This is a genomic window from Wenzhouxiangella sp. YN9 (genome assembly GCF_056324165.1).
In genome coordinates, this window is sequence record NZ_JBJNIP010000086.1 from 67,470 (window position 1) to 87,024 (window position 19,555).

17 protein-coding genes and 1 riboswitch are annotated in these 19,555 nt (G+C 63.4%); of the genes, 7 read left to right on the forward strand and 10 right to left on the reverse strand.

Translation table 11 applies throughout. The annotated features are described in order from the left end of the window. Positions 1 to 10: 10 nt before the first annotated feature. Positions 11 to 463: a hypothetical protein gene (locus tag ACEWQ0_RS05935; RefSeq protein WP_476484806.1), complete on the reverse strand. Its 453-nt coding sequence runs from the start codon at positions 461 to 463 to the stop codon at positions 11 to 13. A gap of 301 nt (positions 464 to 764) precedes the next feature. Here ACEWQ0_RS05935 and ACEWQ0_RS05940 point away from each other — a divergent pair, with 301 nt between their 5' ends. Genes ACEWQ0_RS05940 through ACEWQ0_RS05950 form a run of 3 tightly spaced genes read left to right on the forward strand, consistent with a single transcriptional unit; the run spans position 765 to position 2,853 of the window. Then, a complete protein-coding gene (locus ACEWQ0_RS05940; protein WP_476481489.1) occupies positions 765 to 1,955 on the forward strand; it encodes an NAD(P)/FAD-dependent oxidoreductase in 1,191 nt (396 codons plus the stop codon). After that, on the forward strand, positions 1,955 to 2,395 hold the full coding sequence (locus tag ACEWQ0_RS05945; RefSeq protein WP_476481488.1) for a helical membrane plugin domain-containing protein: 441 nt from the start codon (positions 1,955 to 1,957) through the stop codon (positions 2,393 to 2,395). The genes ACEWQ0_RS05940 and ACEWQ0_RS05945 overlap by 1 nt, the downstream gene beginning before the upstream one ends. Positions 2,396 to 2,409: 14 nt before the next feature. Continuing rightward, complete coding sequence (locus tag ACEWQ0_RS05950; RefSeq protein WP_476481487.1) at positions 2,410 to 2,853, forward strand: iron-sulfur cluster assembly scaffold protein; 444 nt, start codon at positions 2,410 to 2,412, stop codon at positions 2,851 to 2,853. A 23-nt stretch (positions 2,854 to 2,876) separates the two neighbouring features. Here the strand turns inward: ACEWQ0_RS05950 and ACEWQ0_RS05955 are convergent, their stop codons facing one another. From ACEWQ0_RS05955 to ACEWQ0_RS05970, 4 genes are all read right to left on the reverse strand, one after another. Beyond that, positions 2,877 to 3,542 (reverse strand): TenA family protein, encoded by a 666-nt coding sequence (locus ACEWQ0_RS05955; RefSeq protein WP_476481486.1) that lies wholly within the window; start codon positions 3,540 to 3,542, stop codon positions 2,877 to 2,879. 2 nt (positions 3,543 to 3,544) lie between these two features. Beyond that, positions 3,545 to 4,354, reverse strand: a complete 810-nt coding sequence (thiD, locus tag ACEWQ0_RS05960) for a bifunctional hydroxymethylpyrimidine kinase/phosphomethylpyrimidine kinase (RefSeq protein WP_476484807.1) — start codon at positions 4,352 to 4,354, stop codon at positions 3,545 to 3,547. 18 nt (positions 4,355 to 4,372) lie between these two features. Beyond that, positions 4,373 to 5,173: a hydroxyethylthiazole kinase gene (gene thiM / locus ACEWQ0_RS05965; protein WP_476484808.1), complete on the reverse strand. Its 801-nt coding sequence runs from the start codon at positions 5,171 to 5,173 to the stop codon at positions 4,373 to 4,375. Beyond that, positions 5,163 to 5,261: riboswitch (TPP riboswitch) on the reverse strand. Its footprint overlaps the gene before it by 11 nt. 76 nt (positions 5,262 to 5,337) lie before the next feature. Beyond that, positions 5,338 to 5,880, reverse strand: a complete 543-nt coding sequence (locus ACEWQ0_RS05970) for a DUF5610 domain-containing protein (RefSeq protein WP_476484809.1) — start codon at positions 5,878 to 5,880, stop codon at positions 5,338 to 5,340. 154 nt (positions 5,881 to 6,034) lie between these two features. Between ACEWQ0_RS05970 and ACEWQ0_RS05975 the strand changes: the two genes are divergently transcribed. Further along, complete coding sequence (locus ACEWQ0_RS05975; RefSeq protein WP_476484810.1) at positions 6,035 to 7,303, forward strand: GGDEF domain-containing protein; 1,269 nt, start codon at positions 6,035 to 6,037, stop codon at positions 7,301 to 7,303. Here ACEWQ0_RS05975 and ACEWQ0_RS05980 read toward each other — a convergent pair. Further along, positions 7,292 to 9,652, reverse strand: coding sequence for a zinc-dependent metalloprotease (locus tag ACEWQ0_RS05980; RefSeq protein WP_476484811.1), 2,361 nt, complete (start codon positions 9,650 to 9,652; stop codon positions 7,292 to 7,294). The genes ACEWQ0_RS05975 and ACEWQ0_RS05980 overlap by 12 nt on opposite strands. Before the next feature lie 151 nt (positions 9,653 to 9,803). Between ACEWQ0_RS05980 and ACEWQ0_RS05985 the strand changes: the two genes are divergently transcribed. Beyond that, entirely contained in the window at positions 9,804 to 12,116 is a 2,313-nt protein-coding gene (locus tag ACEWQ0_RS05985; protein WP_476484812.1) for a mechanosensitive ion channel family protein, read from the forward strand. 13 nt (positions 12,117 to 12,129) lie between these two features. Further along, on the forward strand, positions 12,130 to 13,428 hold the full coding sequence (locus ACEWQ0_RS05990; RefSeq protein WP_476484813.1) for an NRAMP family divalent metal transporter: 1,299 nt from the start codon (positions 12,130 to 12,132) through the stop codon (positions 13,426 to 13,428). Between the two features lie 30 nt (positions 13,429 to 13,458). On the opposite strand, the gene ACEWQ0_RS05995 is transcribed toward ACEWQ0_RS05990, so the two are convergent. From ACEWQ0_RS05995 to ACEWQ0_RS06005, 3 genes are all read right to left on the reverse strand, one after another. Beyond that, the gene (locus ACEWQ0_RS05995) at positions 13,459 to 14,082 is read right to left on the reverse strand and encodes a trimeric intracellular cation channel family protein (RefSeq protein ID WP_476481478.1); all 624 of its coding nucleotides are present in this window, start codon (positions 14,080 to 14,082) and stop codon (positions 13,459 to 13,461) included. 73 nt (positions 14,083 to 14,155) lie between these two features. Then, on the reverse strand, positions 14,156 to 15,259 hold the full coding sequence (locus ACEWQ0_RS06000) for a mechanosensitive ion channel family protein (protein ID WP_476484814.1): 1,104 nt from the start codon (positions 15,257 to 15,259) through the stop codon (positions 14,156 to 14,158). A 60-nt stretch (positions 15,260 to 15,319) separates the two neighbouring features. After that, a complete protein-coding gene (locus ACEWQ0_RS06005) occupies positions 15,320 to 16,378 on the reverse strand; it encodes a prenyltransferase (RefSeq protein ID WP_476484815.1) in 1,059 nt (352 codons plus the stop codon). Between the two features lie 97 nt (positions 16,379 to 16,475). On the opposite strand from ACEWQ0_RS06005, the gene ACEWQ0_RS06010 reads away from it, so the two are divergent. Then, on the forward strand, positions 16,476 to 18,548 hold the full coding sequence (locus tag ACEWQ0_RS06010; protein WP_476484816.1) for a prolyl oligopeptidase family serine peptidase: 2,073 nt from the start codon (positions 16,476 to 16,478) through the stop codon (positions 18,546 to 18,548). 27 nt (positions 18,549 to 18,575) lie between these two features. Here the strand turns inward: ACEWQ0_RS06010 and ACEWQ0_RS06015 are convergent, their stop codons facing one another. Continuing rightward, the gene (locus ACEWQ0_RS06015; RefSeq protein WP_476484817.1) at positions 18,576 to 19,472 is read right to left on the reverse strand and encodes an aspartyl protease family protein; all 897 of its coding nucleotides are present in this window, start codon (positions 19,470 to 19,472) and stop codon (positions 18,576 to 18,578) included. Positions 19,473 to 19,555: the final 83 nt, after the last annotated feature.

Here is a 19,555-nt window from a genome sequence, read left to right on the forward strand (position 1 = left end):
AGGTCGCTGATCAACCCGCGCCAAGCGCCTGCATCTGCAGCGTCTCGGCACGAGCCATCGCTTTTTGCAGGCCTTTCCAGTTGCGGTTGTAGCGCGCCACGAGATCCGCCAGGCCCTCACCCTCGGCCCTGGCCATCTTCAGCGCCAGCTCGCGCGCGGTGTCCATCCCGGCCTTGAACTGCTGGTCGAGTTCGGCCGCCTCGCTTTTCATTGCGTCACTGCCCTTGTCCTCGATCAGGCCGATGTAGACCGACATCTTGCCCTTCGCTCTGGCCATGCTGCTGTGGGCGTCGCGCATCAATGACGCGCCGGGCTGTGCTGCAGACGGGTCCGCCGGGACTTCGAGCAGGCCGGGGACTTCCCCGCCTGATGACGGATCGGATTGCTGCGCGTTGCCGCAGCCGGCCATGGCCACAGCGGCGGCGAGGATGAGAATGCGTGCGATGGACAATGGATGCGTCATCGACGGGCTCCTGAATCGTTGGAGGCGAGCGGATAACCCGCCGGTGAGTGGTGTCTGAAACATCCTAATGCAAGCGCGGCTCACATACTTGGCAGACCCAGTGTCGACACCCGCCTTTGCCCTGGAGCTGGTCATCACTGAACACACGCAGCATCCGTGATGGGGGTCACGCTCGCCCGGTTGCCTGCCTTTTTTGCCTGAACTCACCGGCTGTGCTACGATCAATCCGAATGTACGCATATAAGCAAAGGGCGGCGTAGTGGCCGGCAGTCGCGGGCTTGTCCCGAAAGGAAGTTTGACCATGACCAAGCACATTCTGGTTGTCGGCGGCGGCATCGGTGGCACGATGACGGCCAACAACCTGGTTGCAAAACTCTATCCGGAAGTATCGCGCGGGGAAGTCACCGTGTCGATGATTTCCGACTCTCCCTGGCACTACTACAAGCCGGCGTTCATGTACGTCGCCTTTGACATGATGTTCAAGGACGAGCTGCGGCGCAAGCAGCGCTCGCTGCTGCGCCCGGAAGTCGATTTCACCCTCGACAAGGTAACCGAGTTCGACTTCAAGGGCTCGTGCGTCAAGACCCGATCCGGCAAGCGTGTCGACTACGACTACATTGTCGTCTCTACCGGCTGCATTCCCTCGCCTGAACGCATCGAGGGCCTGAAGGAAGCCGGCGATCATTTCTATCAGCACGACCCGGCGCGCCAGCTCGCCAACAAGCTGCGCGACTTCGAGAAGGGCCGCATCTTCATCACGGTCAACTTCCCGACCACGCCCAACGTGCCCCATCAGTGCGGCATCGCGCCGATGGAGACCACCTTCATGGTCGATGAATACATGCGCCGCAAGGGCGTACGCGACCAGGTCGAGATCGTCTACACCTACCCGACCATCGCCCAGCTGGTGCGCAACTGCCTGTTTTTGCAGGAACCCACCGGCAATGTCCTGCCGGACATCTTCGACTCCAAGGACATCCGCTACAAGCGCGGCTTCACGCTTGCCAAGGTTGACCCGGACCGCAAGGTGGCCATTTCCGAGGAAGGCGAAGAAGAGAACTTCGACCTGCTCATGGCCACGCCGCCGATTCGCGCCGTCGACGCGGTGCTCGACAGCGGCATCTCCGAAGCGCCCAACAACGAAGGCTGGCTGCCGACCAACCGCGAAACCATGCAGCTGGAGGGTTTCGACAATGCCTTTGTGATGGGCGACACCGTCGACCTGCCGATCAGCAAGGCCGGCGGCTCATGCCACAACCAGAGCCCGGTCATTGCCGACAACATCGCCGGCGACCTGCGCTACGGCCGCAACATTGCCAGCTACGACGGCCGCGTGCAGGCCATCGCCCAGATGGGCCTCGAGGCAGGCATGCCGCTTTGGTACGACTACGACATCGATGTTCAGCCGACCCCGCCGACCAAGCTTGGCGGGCTCTCGCGCAAGGCTTTCAACCGCGGTGTCTACTGGGCAGTGGCCCGAGGGATGGTTTAATGAACGACAAGAGCGATATGGACAAGCATGCCGACAGCGGGCAGCAAACAGCCGCAGCCGGTACCAACGGCCAGGCGCAGGCACCCGCACTTGATGCCGCCACCCAGGAAGGGCTGAACGAGCTGGTTGAAAAGCTCGCTCCGCTGCTCCAGGGCCGGCGCCTGCACAACGTGGTCGACCTGCTTTCGTGGACCTCGGACATGGTCGATCTGGCCGACGAGGAGATGGTCAACAAGCTGGCGGCCAATTACGAGAATCTCGTCAGCGGACTGTGGGCTACCGGCAACGCCGCGCGCTATGCTGCCAACGAGGTTTCACAAGCCGAACCGCCCTCGCGCCTGGGCCTGCTGCGTGCGGCCAAGGACGAGGACGTGCGGCGCGGGCTGCACTTTCTGCTGCGCTTTGCGGCCGTCTTCGGCCGCCAGATGCGTCCCGACTGAGCCGCCGACAAACCATGGCGACCGACGAAGAAGTTGCCGCGCTCTACCAGCGCAAGATACGCGAGCTGTCGGCGCGAGTGCGCGCCGACCGCCGCATTGAGGCGCCGCAGATCAGCGTGACCCGGCGCAGCAAGATCTGCGGCAGCATGGTCACGCTCGACTTCGACTTCGACGGCGAGCGCATCGAGCGCGTCGGCTATCGCGCCCGCGCCTGCAGCCTGGGCATGGCAGCAACAGCCATCCTCGTTGACGCCGGGCCGGGCCAGAACGCCGATCAGGTGGCCCGGGCGCATACCGCCCTGGCCGACCTGCTCGCCGGCAAGCCGGCCGAGTTCGATGCCCACTGGCAAAGCCTTGAAATCCTCGCGGCCGCCATCCCCTTTCCGGCTCGCCACAACTCCGTACTGCTGCCTTTCGAGACGGCGGCTGAAGCTTTCAGTGAGCTGGCCGCAGCGTAACCCTCGCTGCGGCCGGATTGCGCTCAGCTGCGGTTGAAGAAGTCGCGCTCCATTTTCACCGCGTAGTGAAAGGCATCGGTGGCGGCTTCGTATTCATGCTGTGACGCCGCGGCGAGCGCGTCCTCGGTGGCGGCAATCGCCGCGACAGTGCCGTCGGCGAAACTCTGGTCGGCATAGGTGTCCAGCCAGGCACCGTAGGGGTGATCAGGGCCGCGCTGCTGATACAGTCGCAGGCCCACATCCAGATAAACCCAGAAACAGGGCAGCACGGCGGCGGCCACTTCAGCGTAGCTGCCGGTGCCTGCCACCGCCAGAAGGTGGTTGGTGTAGGCACGGGTGGTATCGTCGATTTCGATGGCTGCATCCGTCGCCAGAAAGCCGTCGTGCAGCTCCATTTCGGCAACGATGGCATCGTTTGCCGCCTGTGCCCAGAAGGCTTGCGCCCGCCGGGTCGTGGCCAGCTGGCTGGCGCGGGCAAGCGCGCGCGAGTACTGCCGCAGGTAGGCCGCATCCTGGGCCAGATAGTAATCAAACACGGTCTTTGGGAGCGTGCCCTCACCCAGGCCCTGAATGAAATCCAGCCGGGCAATTTCAGCGTTCATTTCGGCGGCATCCGCCCACAGCTTGGCGGTATGGGGCCCGGCGGGCTCGAGCCCGGTCGGGTTTGTGGCGCCAGCGCTTTGCGTCATGTTCATATTCCTGCCTTTGCGTAAAGTGAGTGAAAATGATGAATCGGGCCGTGGCCGCTGCCGACTTCCAGCTCGTCGGCATGCGCCAGCGCGCCCTGCAGCCAGTGTTTGGTCTGCTCGAATGCCACGGCCCAGTCACCGCTTCGGGCCCGCAATGTCGCCAGCCCCGATGACAGTGAACAGCCGGTGCCGTGGGTGTTGCGGGTCTCGATTCGCGGCGTGGCCAACTCCACCGGGTCCGCCCCCGGCAGCAGCAGGGCATCGGGACAGGACTGGCCCGCCAGATGCCCGCCCTTGACGATCACGCCGGTGTGGTGTCGCGCCATCAAGCGCTGGCCCTGCGCCAGCGCGTCTTCCCGGCCGGCGGCCACGGGTTCGTCGACCAGCAGCGCAAGCTCGGACAGATTGGGCGTCACCATGTCGGCCTGGTTCAGCAGCTCGCGCACGGCGTCTTCGGCCCGCTGCTCCAGCAGGCGATCGCCACTGGTGGCCACCATGACCGGATCGAGGACGACCACCGGCGGCCTGACGGCCTGCAGCCAGCGCCGCACTTCCGTGATCGTGGCTGCATTGCCGAGCATGCCGATCTTGACCGCGTCGATGGTCACATCGTCGCTGACCGCCTCGAGCTGCGCGCGCAGAAAGTCGGTGGGCGGCGTATGGATGCGACGCACGCCGTGGGTGTTCTGGGCCACCAGCGCGGTGACCACGCACATGCCGTAGCCACCCAGCGCGGCTATGGATTTCAGGTCGGCCTGAACGCCGGCACCACCGGTGGGGTCGGTGCCGGCAATGCTCAAGATTCGTTTCACGTCGGACTACCTCCTTGGTCAGGACATATTCAGACGCGCTGCAATCGTGGCCTGATGCAGATTGTGCAAGGCGTCCACAAAAGCCGGCTTGAAGCTGCCCGGGCCGGCCGCATGCGCGGCCGCTTGTTCGGCGGCAATGGCATAGGCGGCGACGGCAGCCGCGACTGCCTTGAACGGCTGGCTGGAATCCAGGGCGACAAAGGCCGCAACGGTCGCGCCCAGGGCACAGCCGCCGCCGGTGATGCGGGTCAGCCACGGGTGACCGTTGCGCACGCGGAGATCGGTCACGCCGTCGGTTACCAGGTCGGTTTCGCCGGAGACAGCCACCACGGCCTGATGGCGCTGCGCCAGATCCTGCGCAGCTTGCCGGGCATCGTCGGCAGTGGCCAGGGTGTCGGTTCCGCGCCCGCCGCGGCCGCTGCCGGCCAGCGCCATGACTTCAGAGGGGTTGCCGCGAATGACGGCAGGTTGATGCCGCAACAGCTCACGCGCCAGGCGGGTTCTTACCGGCAGACTGCCAACCGCCACCGGGTCCAGCACCCAGGGAACGCCGGCGTCGGTGGCCGAGGCCACCGCCTCCAGCGCGGCGGCGCGCGGCTCGGCATAGGGCGTGCCGAGATTGATCAGCAGGGCAGCAGCCGTGCGGGCGAAAGCACCGGCCTCTTCGGGAATGTCCACCATCGCCGGGGCACAACCCAGAGCAAGCAGGGTATTGGCGAGATGATTCAAGACGACCGCATTGGCAATGCACTGCACCAGAGGCGAGGCATCACGCACGGCCGTCAGCCGAGCATCGATATCGGAGGGCGATAATGTCACTGGACTATCCCTTCGCTAGTGCGAACTAGAGCAGGTTCAATGGGTGTAATCTCAGCCGACGGTCAGGTCGGCACCCCAAGTCACATCAATTACTGCGAACAGCTTAACAGATCGGCTCGCGGTGGGTCACTCCGGATGGAAAAACCGCCGGCACGGCCGCAGCGTCACGCCGAGGCCTCCGCGGAAGCGCTCAAGGCACTGTCCAGAAAGCTCTTCAGACCTTCCTGCACAAGATCATAAGTCCTGTCGATATTGGCGGCCACCTCGCCCTGAAGCACATCGAGGCCGCTGAGGATCTCGCGGGCCTCGGCAAATCCACGCTCGATCCCCTGGCCGATCAGCTCGACAAAGTCCTTTGCGGCGGTTGCCGCATCCTTGTCCGGATGCTGTTTCTGATAGGCCTGAAAAAACCCCGTGCTCTGGGAGACGATACGCTTGGCGGTTGCCTCCGGCGAAACGTCCAGCCCGGAGTCGTAGGCCTGCTGAATGGCGTTCGGCCCCAGCTCCGGCGCGAGCACGTCGTTGAGGCTTTCCAGAGCCGTCCTGTAGGTCAGCGCGAGCGGATTGTCACCCGAGCTCAGACGCGCTGCCTGCGCTGAGCCGGCCACGCCCTTGCCAAACGGGGTGTTGACCCCGCCACGACCCGGCTGCCCCCCCTTGGGCTGCGCCCCGGTGGGCGATGCTTTGCTGAAGGCTGGTATTTTCATGGCGATGTCTCCGGCAGGGATTCCAGCCCGCTGTAGCGGCGGCAAGCGTGAAAACTTGAGCCGGGCCGGCAAGGCAGGCTGTCGCGCCTGCTGCCGAACCGGCGGCCGGGGTCATGCAGGCAGTGCCTGATACCCGACAGGTTATGATACAAGCATGCTCGCTTCCGAACATCTTGCGGCCCTGGCCCACCCCATCATCGCCCTGGTCATCGGCCTGTTCTTTCTGATCGCCGCGGCGACCAGAAAGGCCAACTACTTCTTGCCCGCCGCCGCGGCCTATATTGCTTTTGCGGTCGGAATCTTCCTGCAGATACTGCTCCTTCCCGGCAACGCGGAAACCAACGCCATGCTGACCGGCGTGGCCTATGCCATTGCTGCTCTGGGCTTTTACCAAGCGCTGGTCCGCGTGGGCGCAGGCACGCCTTCATGGTCGGTCGCAATCGGACTGACGCTGGCTTTTCTGGCCCTGAGGTATTTTCATACGGCGCAGAGCTTCAACAGCATTGGCCGCATCTACGGCATCCAGACTTACCTTACCGTCATCTTCCTGCTGGCATGCTGGCACGCCCGGGCGCTGTTGACTCGCGGCAGCGGCCCCGAACGCTTTCTGTTTCTGTGCGTATCCATTTTTGCCCTGAGCCTGCTGCCCCGAACCTTTCTGACGGTCGGCACCGATGCATCACGCTACGGTTTTGACAGGACGCCGTTCTGGGTGTCGACCCAAATCGCCTGGAATGTGTTCATCGTCGTCTTTGCGCTGGCACTGCTGCTCGTGCACGCCTCCCGACGCCTGCAGATGGCCGAGCACAGGGCCTCGATCGACCCGCTGACCCGGCTTGACAACCGCGCCAGCTTCAACGCCAAGGCGGAGTTCGCACGTGGCCGCTGCGCTTGCTACTCCCTGATCTCGATCGACATCGACCGCTTCAAGAGCATCAACGACCGCTGGGGCCACCTCGTCGGCGATCGGGTGCTGGAGCGCGTCGCGGCGCTGATTTCGGGCAGCACTCGCGAAGCCGACGAGGCCGCCCGCTACGGCGGCGAGGAGTTTCTCGTTTTTTTGCCCGACACCGGCATCGACAAGGCGCACAAGATTGCCGAAAGACTGCGCCAGAGCGTGGCGGCAGCAGCGATGCAGGACATTGCGCCCGACCTCCGCTGCACCGCCAGTTTGGGCGTTGCGGAGTTCGACTCCAGCGTGCCCCTCAAGTCAGCTCACCAGCGCGTGGATCAGCTACTGTATGCGGCCAAGGGAAAGGGGCGCAACCAGGTCTGCCACGACCCGCAGCCGCTCACCGAGGCGGATGTGCAGTGCGCCAGCGCAGCCATCGTGCCCATCAACAAACCGACACCTGATCACCAGCGCACGACCCCGGAACACGATTGTCCGCCCGGACGGCCGGCTGCGCGCTCAGATCGGTGAACCCGGCGGCAGCGGCACCGGCTCGAATGCCGGCGCCCACTCGCCGTCGTCACGATAGCGCGCTATCTGCTGCTGCAGGTAGCGATGCTGCGCACTGTCGTCATGCGCATCCAGCCAGGCTTCCAGATCCGACAGGTCGGCCGCCATCTGTGCGCGTACTTCCGGCGCCAGCCCCGGGTTGTTCATTGCATCGATCCAGCGGTAGACCACCACGTGCAGAATCCGGTGATGTATCTGCCGCTGGGCGTGCTGCTGCGGCTCGAGCTTGAAGGTGCTCGCCATCAGCTTTTCATACACCTCACGGGTACCGCCGGTGGCTGACATGCGCGCAAGGCGATTGAGCCGCTGCGGATGCAGCAGCAGCTTCAGGGTGTTGTTGGCGGCGGCCTCGGCTGCCGACACCGGATCGAAGGTCAAACCGGTACGCGACTTGAAACTTTCGCGCCCTTCACTGTCGCCATAGGCCTTGGGCGTAATCAGGTGCAGTACGGTTTCTGGGAGGGTCAGATATTCCGGCCGGATGGTCTGCAGCAGGGCATCCATCGCGGCTCGCTGCCGGTCGGCTGATACCGGCCGGACTCCCCTGGGGCGGTCGTGGTCACCCTTGAGCTCATATTCGTAATGCACCCCGCCAATCTGCTTGGCGACTGCTTCCACTTGATAACGATGCAGCAGGTAGATTGGCACCAGCGCTTCGTGCAGGGAAGACAGGGGCTGATTGTCGGCGATGTGATCGAGCCCGAAGTTCTGCAGCGCCAGCTCGCGCACTTCAGACAAGCGCTCAAGCTCGGCCACAGGATCTTCTCCATTGTCCCAGAGGTGGCCAATCGCGCTGGCGCCACCGGCCGGCCGCGCGTCGCGGTCGGCCATGTACTCCAGACCCCGGGATTTGGCGTTGGCCACACGCTCCGCCATTGCCTTTTCTGGCTCGGCAAGATCAGCATAGCCCATGGCAATGGCATAACGATCCCATTCGCCAAGGCCTTCACGATAGGCATTGCTCAAGACAATCCGGCCGTCTTCGATCTCGACCAGGGGATGAGGATAATCCATCACCGAGGCGCGCCCGTTGGCGCTGGCCGCAAAGTTGTGTATCAGCCCCAGCGTGTGCCCGACCTCGTGAGCGGAAAGCTGGCGTATTCTTGCCAACGCCATGTCCTGCTGCCTGTCGGTGTCCGCGGTGCCATCAAACGGCCCGGTCAGGCCATTGGCGATCAGGAAATCCTGACGCACCCGCAGGGAGCCCAGGGTGACGTGACCCTTGATGATTTCGCCGGTGCGCGGGTCGGTAATCGAGGTGCCATAAGACCACCCACGAGTGGCGCGGTGCACCCACTGGATGACGTTGTAACGAACATCCATGGGGTCGGCATCGTCCGGTAACGGCTTGACCTGAAAGGCATTCTTGTACCCGATCTCCTCAAAGGCCTTGTTCCACCACATGGCGCCGTCATGCAGGGCAGTGCGCACGGGCTCGGGCGCGCCCGGATCTAGGTAGAACACGATCGGCTCGACCGCTTCACTGACCCTGGCATCGGGGTTCTTCTTGACCAATCGATGGCGCGGCAGCAGGCGCTTGACCATGGGCTCGTCAATCGCGGCCGCATAATCCATGTACTCGACTTTCCAATAGCCCGAATAAGGGTGAAATGGCCTTGGTTCGTAGCCTTGCGCCGGCAGGGCGACAAGAGAATGATGCAGGTGCACGGAGACCGCCGTCGGCTCGGGCGTGACCTGTTTGACAAAACCTCCGACATCACTGCCGGCAAAGGTCACCAGCGCCTCCAGCTCGGTGTTGCGGGGGAAAGCCTTGCTGCGCTGCAAGAACACGCCGCTGCGGCTGGCGTCGAGTGAAAAACTGCCCTGCCCGGCCTCATCAAGGCGCTGGGCAACCCTGTGGATGTCGGACAACAGAAACTCGGTGTAATCAACCAGTACCGCATCGTCGCTGCTGGCAACCACCGGCAGGCCGGCGAGCACAGACTGGGCAAACGCTTCGTCCACGCTTTGCTGCTCGGCACGGTTGTCGGAATCGGCGCGATAGTAGGTGTTGAGCTGGTTGAGCAGGACCTTGTTGCCAAACTTTTCGAACTGCACCAGCCGGGTCGCGCCCTGCTGGCCCCGATCCAGCCCGATGTCGTTGGAGCCGATACCTCTTGGCAGGCTGCTCTGAAAAATGAAAGGCTTGTCGAGCTTGTCGACCAGCAGGTAGACCTTGTCTTCCTCGCCGTGGTAGTAGAAATCGAAATATCCCTGATGATGCTGCATGCCCTGGGTGAACTCCTTGACTCCGGCCGCCCAGAGCGGAGAGAACAGCAATACCGTGAAGATCAGAACAACTGCGCGCATGGCGGGTCTCACCTGTCATGGATGAACTACAAACGGGCCATCAGCCTACCACTATTGACCCGGCATCAAAGCCAGTTGGCTTTGCCACCTCGAGACCTCAGACTGGCATGCTGTGGCTATCCATTCATGCTGGATCAAGATGTTTGTTGAAGTGCCGTTGAAAAAGTACTGCCTGCTGCTGCTGCTCGGCCTGGCCGTGCTGTTTCCGGTTGCAGGCCCCGCGCAGGGGCTCCCGCTGGCCGGTGCCGGCGAAGCACAGCCAGCGACCGAAGACGAGGCAGACCCACAGGAACTGCAGCAATCGCTGGATGAGGTCATCGGCACGCTCGAAAACGACGCCCGCCGCGCGCAACTGCTCGAGCAGCTGAAGTCGCTTCGTGCTGCGATCGAGGCCGGCGAAGAGGTTCCGGCGAGCGCGGCGGAACAGCGCGAGGGCTTGCTGGGCGCACTCGCCGACTCCTTCGAAGATCTCGGCGCACGGGCGAAAGCCGGCGATTCGGTGCTTGATATCTGGGCCCGGCGAACGCGGGAGGCCGCTGCCGACGCCGCGCGGCTGTTGAACTCGGAAAGCCGCGTCGACCTTTCCCGCAACGCTGCCGAGGCAGCCGGGCTTGTAGCCGCGTGGCTGGCCTTGCTGAGCCTGCTCGCATGGAGCGGGCGGGCGCTGTTCAGGAGGCTGGGCTGGGCGCTGCAGCCGTCGCCGAAACCCCGCATCTGGATGCTGGCAGCCCATTTTCTACGCAGGGTGTTGCCGTGGGTGCTTGCCTTCGCCGCCCTGCTCTTTACGCTGCGAGGCGTCGAGGGGCACACGGCGGTCCGCGTCACTGCGCTTGTGGTGGCCTATACCGGCATGTGCGGCTACCTTCTGGCCACGGTCTTTGACATCATGGTCGCCCCGTTCACGCGCGGGCATCGGCGCATAGCCATCGCCGTGCTGCACCGCATTGCGTTCAAGTGGCTGTTTGTCATCGGCGCCCTGGTGGCGTTCGGCGACGCGGTCAACGGTGATCGGCTGACCGCGCTACTGGGTTCTGCGCTGGCGGACTGGCTGGCGGTTCTGGCAAGCGTGCTGGCCGGGCTGCTTTGCGGCTTTCTGGTGCTGCGGGTCCGGCGGCCGGTGATGCATCTGATCCGCAATCGCCGCTACAGCAAGCGCCGGCACGGCGGCACACTGCGCGACCTGGTTGGCCTGTTCGCACGGGTCTGGCATATCCCCACCCTGCTGCTGATCGGCGCCTCGATCACGGCCACGGTGCTGACCGGCGGCGAAGCAAACGCGACCCTGGCGCGCGCCGTCATCTGCGCCGTTTTACTGATCGTCACTCTGTTTGTGTCTGCAGCGCTGAGCCGCCAGAGCGAACGCGCAGCCGCCCGTCCGCTGCGCGCGACGTATCTCAAGCGACTGGAGCGCCTGGGCTATGCGGTGGCGCAATTCGTGGCCTGGGCGGTGTTCATCGAACTGTCGCTGCGAACCTGGGAGCTCTCCCTGCTGGGGATCGGCGACCAGGGTGAGATCAGCACGCGCATCGGCCAGGCACTGCTGGGCCTGGGCCTGACGGTTCTGCTCGCCTGGCTCGCCTGGATCTTTGCCGACGCCGCCATAGAGCGCGCGCTGCGCGGCGGCGCTGGGCCGCGGGGACGACGCATGAACACCGTGCGGGTCCAGACGATCACGCCCATGCTCAGAAACGTGGTGTTTTTCACCATTCTGGTGATCGCCGGCGTCGTTGGCCTGGCCAATCTGGGCGTGAACGTCACGCCGCTGCTTGCCGGTGCGGGCGTGATCGGACTGGCGGTCGGGTTCGGCGCGCAAACGCTGGTACAGGACCTCATCACCGGCATCTTCATCCTCATCGAGGATTCTCTGGCGGTGGGTGATTTCGTCGAAATCAACGGCCACATGGGAACGGTCGAAGGCATCAACCTGCGCACCGTGAAGCTCAGGGACCTCGACGCCATCGTGCACATCATCACCTTCAGCCGCATCGATTCGATCCACAACATGTCGCGGCAGTTCGGCGTTGCCCTGATGAAGATCCGCATTCCCCACGACATGCTCATCGATGACGCCATCACGTTGATGCAGGAAACCGCCGATGAACTGCGCCGCGATCCCAGGGTCGGTCACTTGATCCGGTCGCCGCTCGAAATTCAGGATATTCACAGCTTCGAAGACGGCTGCCCGATACTGCGCATGCGCCTGTATACCGCGCCGGAATATCAATGGAACGTATCGCGGGCTTTCAACCTGCTGCTCAAACGGCGCATGGAGGCGCAGTCGATGCAGCTGGGCGCCCCCAGGCTGAGCATCGACATGACCGCCAGGGGCGGTGCGCAATACCACCGTGACGAAGGCAGGAGGGCATCTCGCAGCGCCCGCGACGACTACGTCGACCCGGGCAACTCCATCGACTCCTCCGGCGACAACGGGCCGAACGACGGCTCGCCGCATTCAAGTGAATGAACCAACCCGGTCGGTGACAGCACGCCGAATCCCGATCGCACGCTATTTCCAGCGAATGGGGCCAGCATGGGTTGCCGGCGCCATCGCCGCCGGCCCGGCATCGATGGCGAGCCTGATAACCGGCGGTGCGGGGTACGGCTATTCGCTCCTGTGGGTAGTCGTCCTTTCGGCATTCGCCGGGGCACTGGCGCAGTACCTGGCAATGCGTCTGGGCCTTCTCACCGAGCGCGGTATCGTCAGTGTCGTGGAAAGCGTGCTCGGCAAGTGGTGGGCCTGGCTGCTGGTGGCTGACGTCGTCATCGCCGCCGGTACGGCCCAGCTCGTCATCATGAAAACCGTTGCCGCCGTGTCGGCGACGATAACCGGCATCGATGCCCGCGTCTGGGGCATTGGCTGGGCGCTGGTTCTGGCCTTCGGCCTTGCCGGTCGCGGCTATGGCTTCATCGAGCTGGTTGCCAAGATCCTCGTGATCGGAGTCGTCACCGCCTTCGTCGCCTCGTTGTTCGTTGCGCCCATCGATATCAGCCGTGCCGCAGCCGGACTCATTCCATCACTCCCGGCCGGCAGCGCGGTTGTCGCCGCCGGAATCCTTGGCGGCGCCGTTCATATCACGCTGATCACGATGCACTCCTACACCATGCGTGCCCGCGGCTGGACCCGGCGCGACTACAGGCTGGCAAGCTTCGACATCGGAGCCTCCATGCTCGTTGCTTTCGGCATCTACAGCGTTGCGATCTTTCTCGTTGCAGCCAGCGTGCTCACGGATCCGCAGTTGACGGCCCTGAGTGCGGCCCAGGCGCTCGGCCCGCTGCTCGGGCCCGCTGCCCAGTGGCTGTTCCTTCTGGGGCTCGGCGGTGCCGCACTCTCGACGCTGGGCGGGAACACCCTCGTCCCGCCCCTGCTCATTGCCGACAAGCTCGGCTGGGGCACGTCCGTGACCGATGACCGCTACCGCGGACTGCTGGCGGGCTTTGCGCTGCTCTCTTCTCTGGGTGCATTCATCGGCGGCGAGGTTCTGGGCCAGCTCGTGCTCGTGCTCGCGCTGGGCACCGTGGGCACACCCTTCGCCATTGCAGTGGTCCTGTATCTGTTGAACTCGCGCGCTGTGCCGCAAGGCAACCCGATTCTCGCAAGCCTGGGCGGGATCGCGCTGTTTGCCCTTTCCGCAACGCTGGCCTTCAATTTTCTGCGCAGCAAGGCGACCGGCAACATCAACCTGCTGACAGCGCTGGTGCTCGTTTTCGGCATCGTCCTCGGCTTGGCAACCCTTGCGCTGGCCGGCAAGTATCTGCGATCGCGCCTGAGGCCCTGAATCGATGCGTTCCCCCTCGTCAATCCCCGGCTAATCTTTCCGATTGAAGGTCGGCAGCACCCATTTGCGCCGCAGTGAAACCCAGCGAAAGACAAAGCCGGCGACAATCGGCAGCCAGGCACTCCAGAAGGTGGACCAGCCCAGGTAATGGCCATATACGGCCAGGCTGGCGGTAAGGAAGGCCACCGTGGCATACAGCTCCTCCTGCTGCAGCACCAGCGACACCCGGTTGAGCAGCACGTCGCGCAGCATGCCGCCACCGATGGCGGTCACCATGCCGACAATGATCGCCACCTCGGCGTTGTGCCCGAGCAGCAGCGCCTTGTGCGCGCCATAGACCGCAAACAGCGCCAGACCCATGGCGTCAAACAGACGCACCGGATTAGTCAGTTTTTCCACCCGCCGGTAGGCAACGATAGTGATCACCGCGGCGATCATGGCAGTGGCCAGATAGCGCCACTCCATCAGACCGGCCGGCGGCACAGCGCCGATGAGCACGTCGCGAATGATGCCGCCGCCGCAGGCGGTGACATAGGCAACGGCCAGAATGCCGAACAGATCGAGATTCTTGCGCTGCGCGGCCAGTGCCCCGCTGATGGCAAACGCGAAGGTGCCGGCCAGATCGATCAGATGAAACAGGAATTGATCAGGCATGGACAAAAGCGCCGGGGCGGCCGGTGGTTACCTGCCGGGGCCAGCCACGGACCGGCCCCGGAAACAAGGCAGGTCAGCCCTCAGCCGCCAGCTTCGGAGCCTCCTTGATCCATACGTGGTTGAGCGGAAGCACGTCACAGCCCTTTTTATAGGCAATGTCGGCAATGCCCATCAGAATTTCTTCCTGGGCTTCGGCGAAGGCCGCGTAGGGTACGAAGCCGCCGCCCGGAACGGAACGTACCCAGGCATAGATGTTGAGCTTGAGGGCATGGTCTCCAAACCCGCTGAAACGGAAAACGAAATACTCGAGATCATCACGCGAGGCCAGCAGTTTGTTGCCTTCTTCCACGACTTCGCTGATCTTGTCGTAGTCGCTGTAACTCAACAGGATATCCTGCGAGAGCGTACGGTGAGTGAGACGGGAGTGATTGACCAGGCTATGGGTGTTGAAGATGGCATTGGGTACGTAAATACGCTTGCCGTCCCACTCCTCGATAGTGGTCGAGCGCCAGCCAATGTGGACCACCGTGCCCGCCAGACCGGCATCCTTGAGGATGATGTCTTCATCGAGCTTGAAAATTCGGCTGGCAAACACGGTCAGGCCACCAAACAGGTTGGACACCAGGTTCTGCGCCGCAAACCCGACGGCAATACCGGCCGCGCCGCCAAACGCAAGCAGCCCGGCAATGGACATGCCCAGCGCCTGCACGATGGCCAGGGCAACCATCAGAAACACGACGATAGTGGACAGCTTCTTGACCGCTGTAGCAGCGGTACGATCGACGTGCGTACCCTGAACACTGGCGCGCTTGAAATAGTTGTCCTCGACCCGATCGATCAGGCGGAACAGAAACCAGCCGACCAGGAGGATGAACAACACGCTTTGCGCCGGCGGGGCCACCTGATCCATGACCGGATAACCACTGTCTGGCGGAAAATAGTGCCGCAGGGCAATCATGATCCCGAACAGCCACACCGCCGCGCGCAAGGGCATCTCGGAGGCGCGGAATATGGCGCTGCGCCAGACTTTCTTTTCCGGCCTGTCCCTCTTCCACAGAAACATCAGCACCCAGCGCACTACCTGGCTGACCACGAGCACGGCCACTACCAGGGCAAGCGGAAAGAACCACCAGGAGTCGCTGGCTACGAATTTCGTTATCGACTCCAGTAAATCCATACAAAAGCTCCTTCATTCAAGATCCGGAATCTGTTGATCCGACACGAACGCGGATCACCATCAGCGCCAGAAGCCGGGAACGAAAACGCGGATCAGCGTATCGGCCAGCAGCCCGATGACGAACCAGTTGCTGAACGCCTTGTCGTGCACGAAACAGACGGTAGAGTACCAGCGCGGCCACACGGCGGCCGGATAGTCTGCCGGTTTTTCGGCCGGCCGCGGCCGCGACAGCCGCCGCAGTGCGGGGACGGCCGGCCGGATGGCCACAAGCACCAGCAGCATGACCGGCGTGAAGAACGGCAGGCCGAAAACCAGGAAAGCGACAATGGCGTAGGCCAGCACGATCATGGTCATGGTGAGATGGCGCGAGGTCCTCTCGCCGATGACGACCGGCAGGGTGCGCATGCCTCTTTCGACATCGTCGCTGCGCTTGTCGGTGTGCTTGCCGACATTGACCGCGGCCACCACCAGACCAATGGGCAAACTGGCCAGAATCACCAGCCAGCTCCAGTGCGCGGTCAGAACGTAGTACACGCCGCCGATCATCAGCGGCCCCCAGATGAGGAATATGGAAAACTCGCCCAGCGCCAGGTTCTTCAGCGGGTAGGTATAAAACAGGAGCACCAGCGCGCCGAAGCCGAACAGCCACCACACCGGCGCGGAAAAATCGGTGTAGAAGAGCGCGTAAACGCCGGCCAGTGCGGCCACCAGCCCGGTCAGCCAGAACCAGACCAGCTGCGTGCGCCGGCTCCAGAAGCCCTGGGCCAGCGGGTGGCTAGCATACTGGGTGCGAAAATAGTTGCCTTCGTCGATGCCGCGCGTGTAGTCGGTGTAGTCGTTGAGCAGGTTGTTGGCACCATGGGCAATGAAAAGACCGAGCGTGACGATCACCCACGTCAACAAACTCATGAACACCCCGGCCGTGCCGGCGCTTTCATGCAGATAGCGCCAGGCCAGCAGCCCGCCGACGGCGCAGGAATAGAACGTGATCATGGTGACCGCCGAGCGGGTTGCGATCAGCCAGCGAGACAACCAGTCCAGGCGGTCCCAGTCCGCCTGGCTGTCGATCATGATCAGCGCAGACAGCGCCTGCTTCCACATTGCGAAGGTTTCCTTCAACGGCATCACCTGGTGCTCACTTCAGAAAGGCGGTGGCTGCTTGCCCTTGGCGCAGGCACTGTGCATCATGCGTAATTGTGTCACGAAGCGAGAATGAATGATGAGAATTGCAGGCCCCTTTGCCGGCATGTTTGCCGCCGCAGCCCTCAGCGGGGCTCTCTGGGCGGCGCCTAAGCCGTTTGACGCCAACGATCTGGTGAATCTGGATCGGGTCGGCGCCCCGGCGCTTTCACCAGACGGCGAACGGGCCGCCTTTACCGTCCGCTCGACCGATTACGAAGCCAACAAGGCAGAAACCTCGCTGTGGACGACTTCGCTGACGGCAGGGTCGCCTTCGAAGCGCGTCGGCGAAGACATCGGCGCGGCCGATCCGCAGTGGAGCCCGGACGGCTCCGGGATCTATTTTCTCGCTGGCGATGACGGCGTCAATCAGCTCTGGCATATACCATCCGATGGCAATAACGCCAGCGCGGTCAGCGGCCTGCCGCTCGATATCAACAGCTTCAGGCTGTCGCCGGACGGCGAGCGGGCGCTGCTGTCCATCGACGTGTTCATGGACTGCGAGCGCGACAACGCCCTGGCCTGCACTCGCGATCGACTCAAGCAGCGCGAGAACGACCCGGCCACCGGCATGCTCTACGAGAAGATGTTCGTGCGCCACTGGAGCCAGTGGAGCGACGGACGGCGGGCGCAGCTGTTCATCGCCGACTTCAACGACGACGGCACGCTCGGACAGCCGCGCTGGCTCACCCCCGAGCTGGACGGCGACATACCGTCGAAGCCGTTCGGCAGCCGCGCGGAGTTTGCCTTTGCGCCCGACGGCGACAGCATCTATTTCAACGTCAGGCTGGCCGGCCCCGAAGAGCCGTGGTCGACCGACTTCGACATCTACCGCCTGGCACTGGACGGTGCTTCCGATGCCCATAACCTGACCGGCGACAACCACGCCTGGGACGGCTTTCCCCTGCCCTCGCCCGACGGCGAAACCCTGTATTACCTGGCCATGTCGGTGCCCGGCTTCGAAGCCGACCGATTTGCCATCATGGCGCTGGACCTCGACAGCGGCAAGACCCGCGAAGTCGCCCCCGACTGGGACCGCTCGGCCGGGCCGATGCGCATCTCCGCGAACGGCCAGACGCTCTACACCAGCGCCAACGACGAGGGCAACCACCCCCTGTTTGCCATCGATACCGCCAGCGGCGAGGTCGAGATGCTGCTTGGCGACGGCAAGGTGGCGGGCTTTGACGCCGCCGGCGGACAGATCGTCGCCGGCCACCAGGATCTGCAGCATCCCACCGACCTGTACCTGCTGGGTGAGAACGAGCCCGAGCAGCTGACCCATTTCAACCGGGAAGCTCTGGCGGATATCGAGTTCGGCAACGCCGACTGGTTCTGGTTCGAGGGCTGGAACGACGAGCCGGTGCAGGGCTTCGTGGTCAAGCCGGTTGGCTATCAGGAAGGCAAGCAATACCCGGTGGCTTTCATAATCCACGGCGGGCCACAGGGGGCCCTGACCAACGACTTCCACTACCGCTGGAACCCGCAGACCTACGCCGGCCAGGGATTCGCCGTGGTGGGCATCAACTTCCACGGTTCGACCGGCTATGGCCAGGCGTTCACCAACTCCATCAGCCGGCACTGGGGCGACCGTCCGCTGGAAGACCTGCAGAAGGGCTGGAACGCAGCGCTGGAGAAGTATGCGTTTCTGGATGCAGACCGAGCCTGCGCCCTGGGCGCCAGCTACGGCGGCTACATGGTCAACTGGATCGCCAGCCAGTGGAACGAGCCGTGGCGCTGTTTGATCAACCACAACGGCATCTTCGACACGCGCAACATGTACTACGCCACCGAAGAGCTGTGGTTCATGGAGCACGAACACGGCGGCCCGCAATACGAAAGGCCCGCCGCCTACGAGAGATTCAACCCCATCAACCACGTCGAAGACTGGAAGGTGCCGATGCTGGTCATCCACTCGGACCACGACTATCGCATTCCGCTGTCAGAGGGCCTGGCCACCTTTACCGCGCTGCAGCGCCAGGGCATTCCCAGTCAGTTTCTGCGCTTTCCCGACGAAAACCACTGGGTCGCCAAACCGCACAACAGCGTGCAGTGGCACAACACGGTCAACGACTGGCTCAAGCGCTGGACGGAGGCTGATGGCACGAAGTGACCAGGATCCGCAGCAGGTTTGACCCGGCTAATCGGCCACCCGGATCTGGACCTGCTTGTCTTTCAGGTCCATCGTGACCATGAAATTGCGCAGCACTTCGTAGCCGAGGATGCCATCGTAGGGCGAGCGGTCGGAGTTGAGCCGGCTGCCGGTGCGGCTTTCCTGACCGTCAAAACCATCGTTCGACTCGGCGTTGTAGCTTGCCAGCAGTGAATCGAACTCATAAGGCCCCAGCTTGAAGCCGGGAATCTGGAGCAGATGGAGTTCCGCGGTGGTGAATGCGCCGGTGGCGTTGCCGGTCACGCCCTGAACTTCGAACTGCTCGAGGTCGCGATGGCGGACCACCTTGCGTTTGAGAACGGTGGGACCGGCATTGCCGGTATCGAGCAGCATCCACAGATCGGCATCGAGAATGCGCGCGCGGACCATCGGCGCTCCCCGGCGCGTGTTTCTCAGCTCAACATTGCCCTCGAATTCAACAGCATCGCGTCTGATGAAACGGATTCTCTGATTTGGATAGTCGATCTGGACCACGGATGATTCGGCCATCGGGCGACCGAAGACGACGTCAAAGCCCGGCGCCGGCGCCACCGGCACGCGATCGAGCTCGACCTCCTGCCCCGCCATCTCGAGCGTGAATCGCCGCGAGGTGGGGATGGTCCCCTGACCGTGAATGCCAACCAAGCGGATGGAGTCACCCCGATTGAGGTTGATTTCGGCGCGCCGGGCCAGCCCCTCTGAAATCACCGAAGCATCCGCACCCGTGTCGAAAATCGCGCTGGCCGCCTGGCCGTTGACCCTGACATCGAAGGCTATATGCCCGTTCGACTCCTTGAAGGGCATCCAGCCCTGGCCGTTTTCATCATCCGCTGCTTGCGACGATGACAGACCGGCAACGACCAGAAACGCTGCCAATAAAGACATTTCGATCAATCGAATTGCGTATCGCACAAGAATACCTCCCGCTGTTTGTCCACCTTCAAGCACCTGAAACGCAGCACAAACAG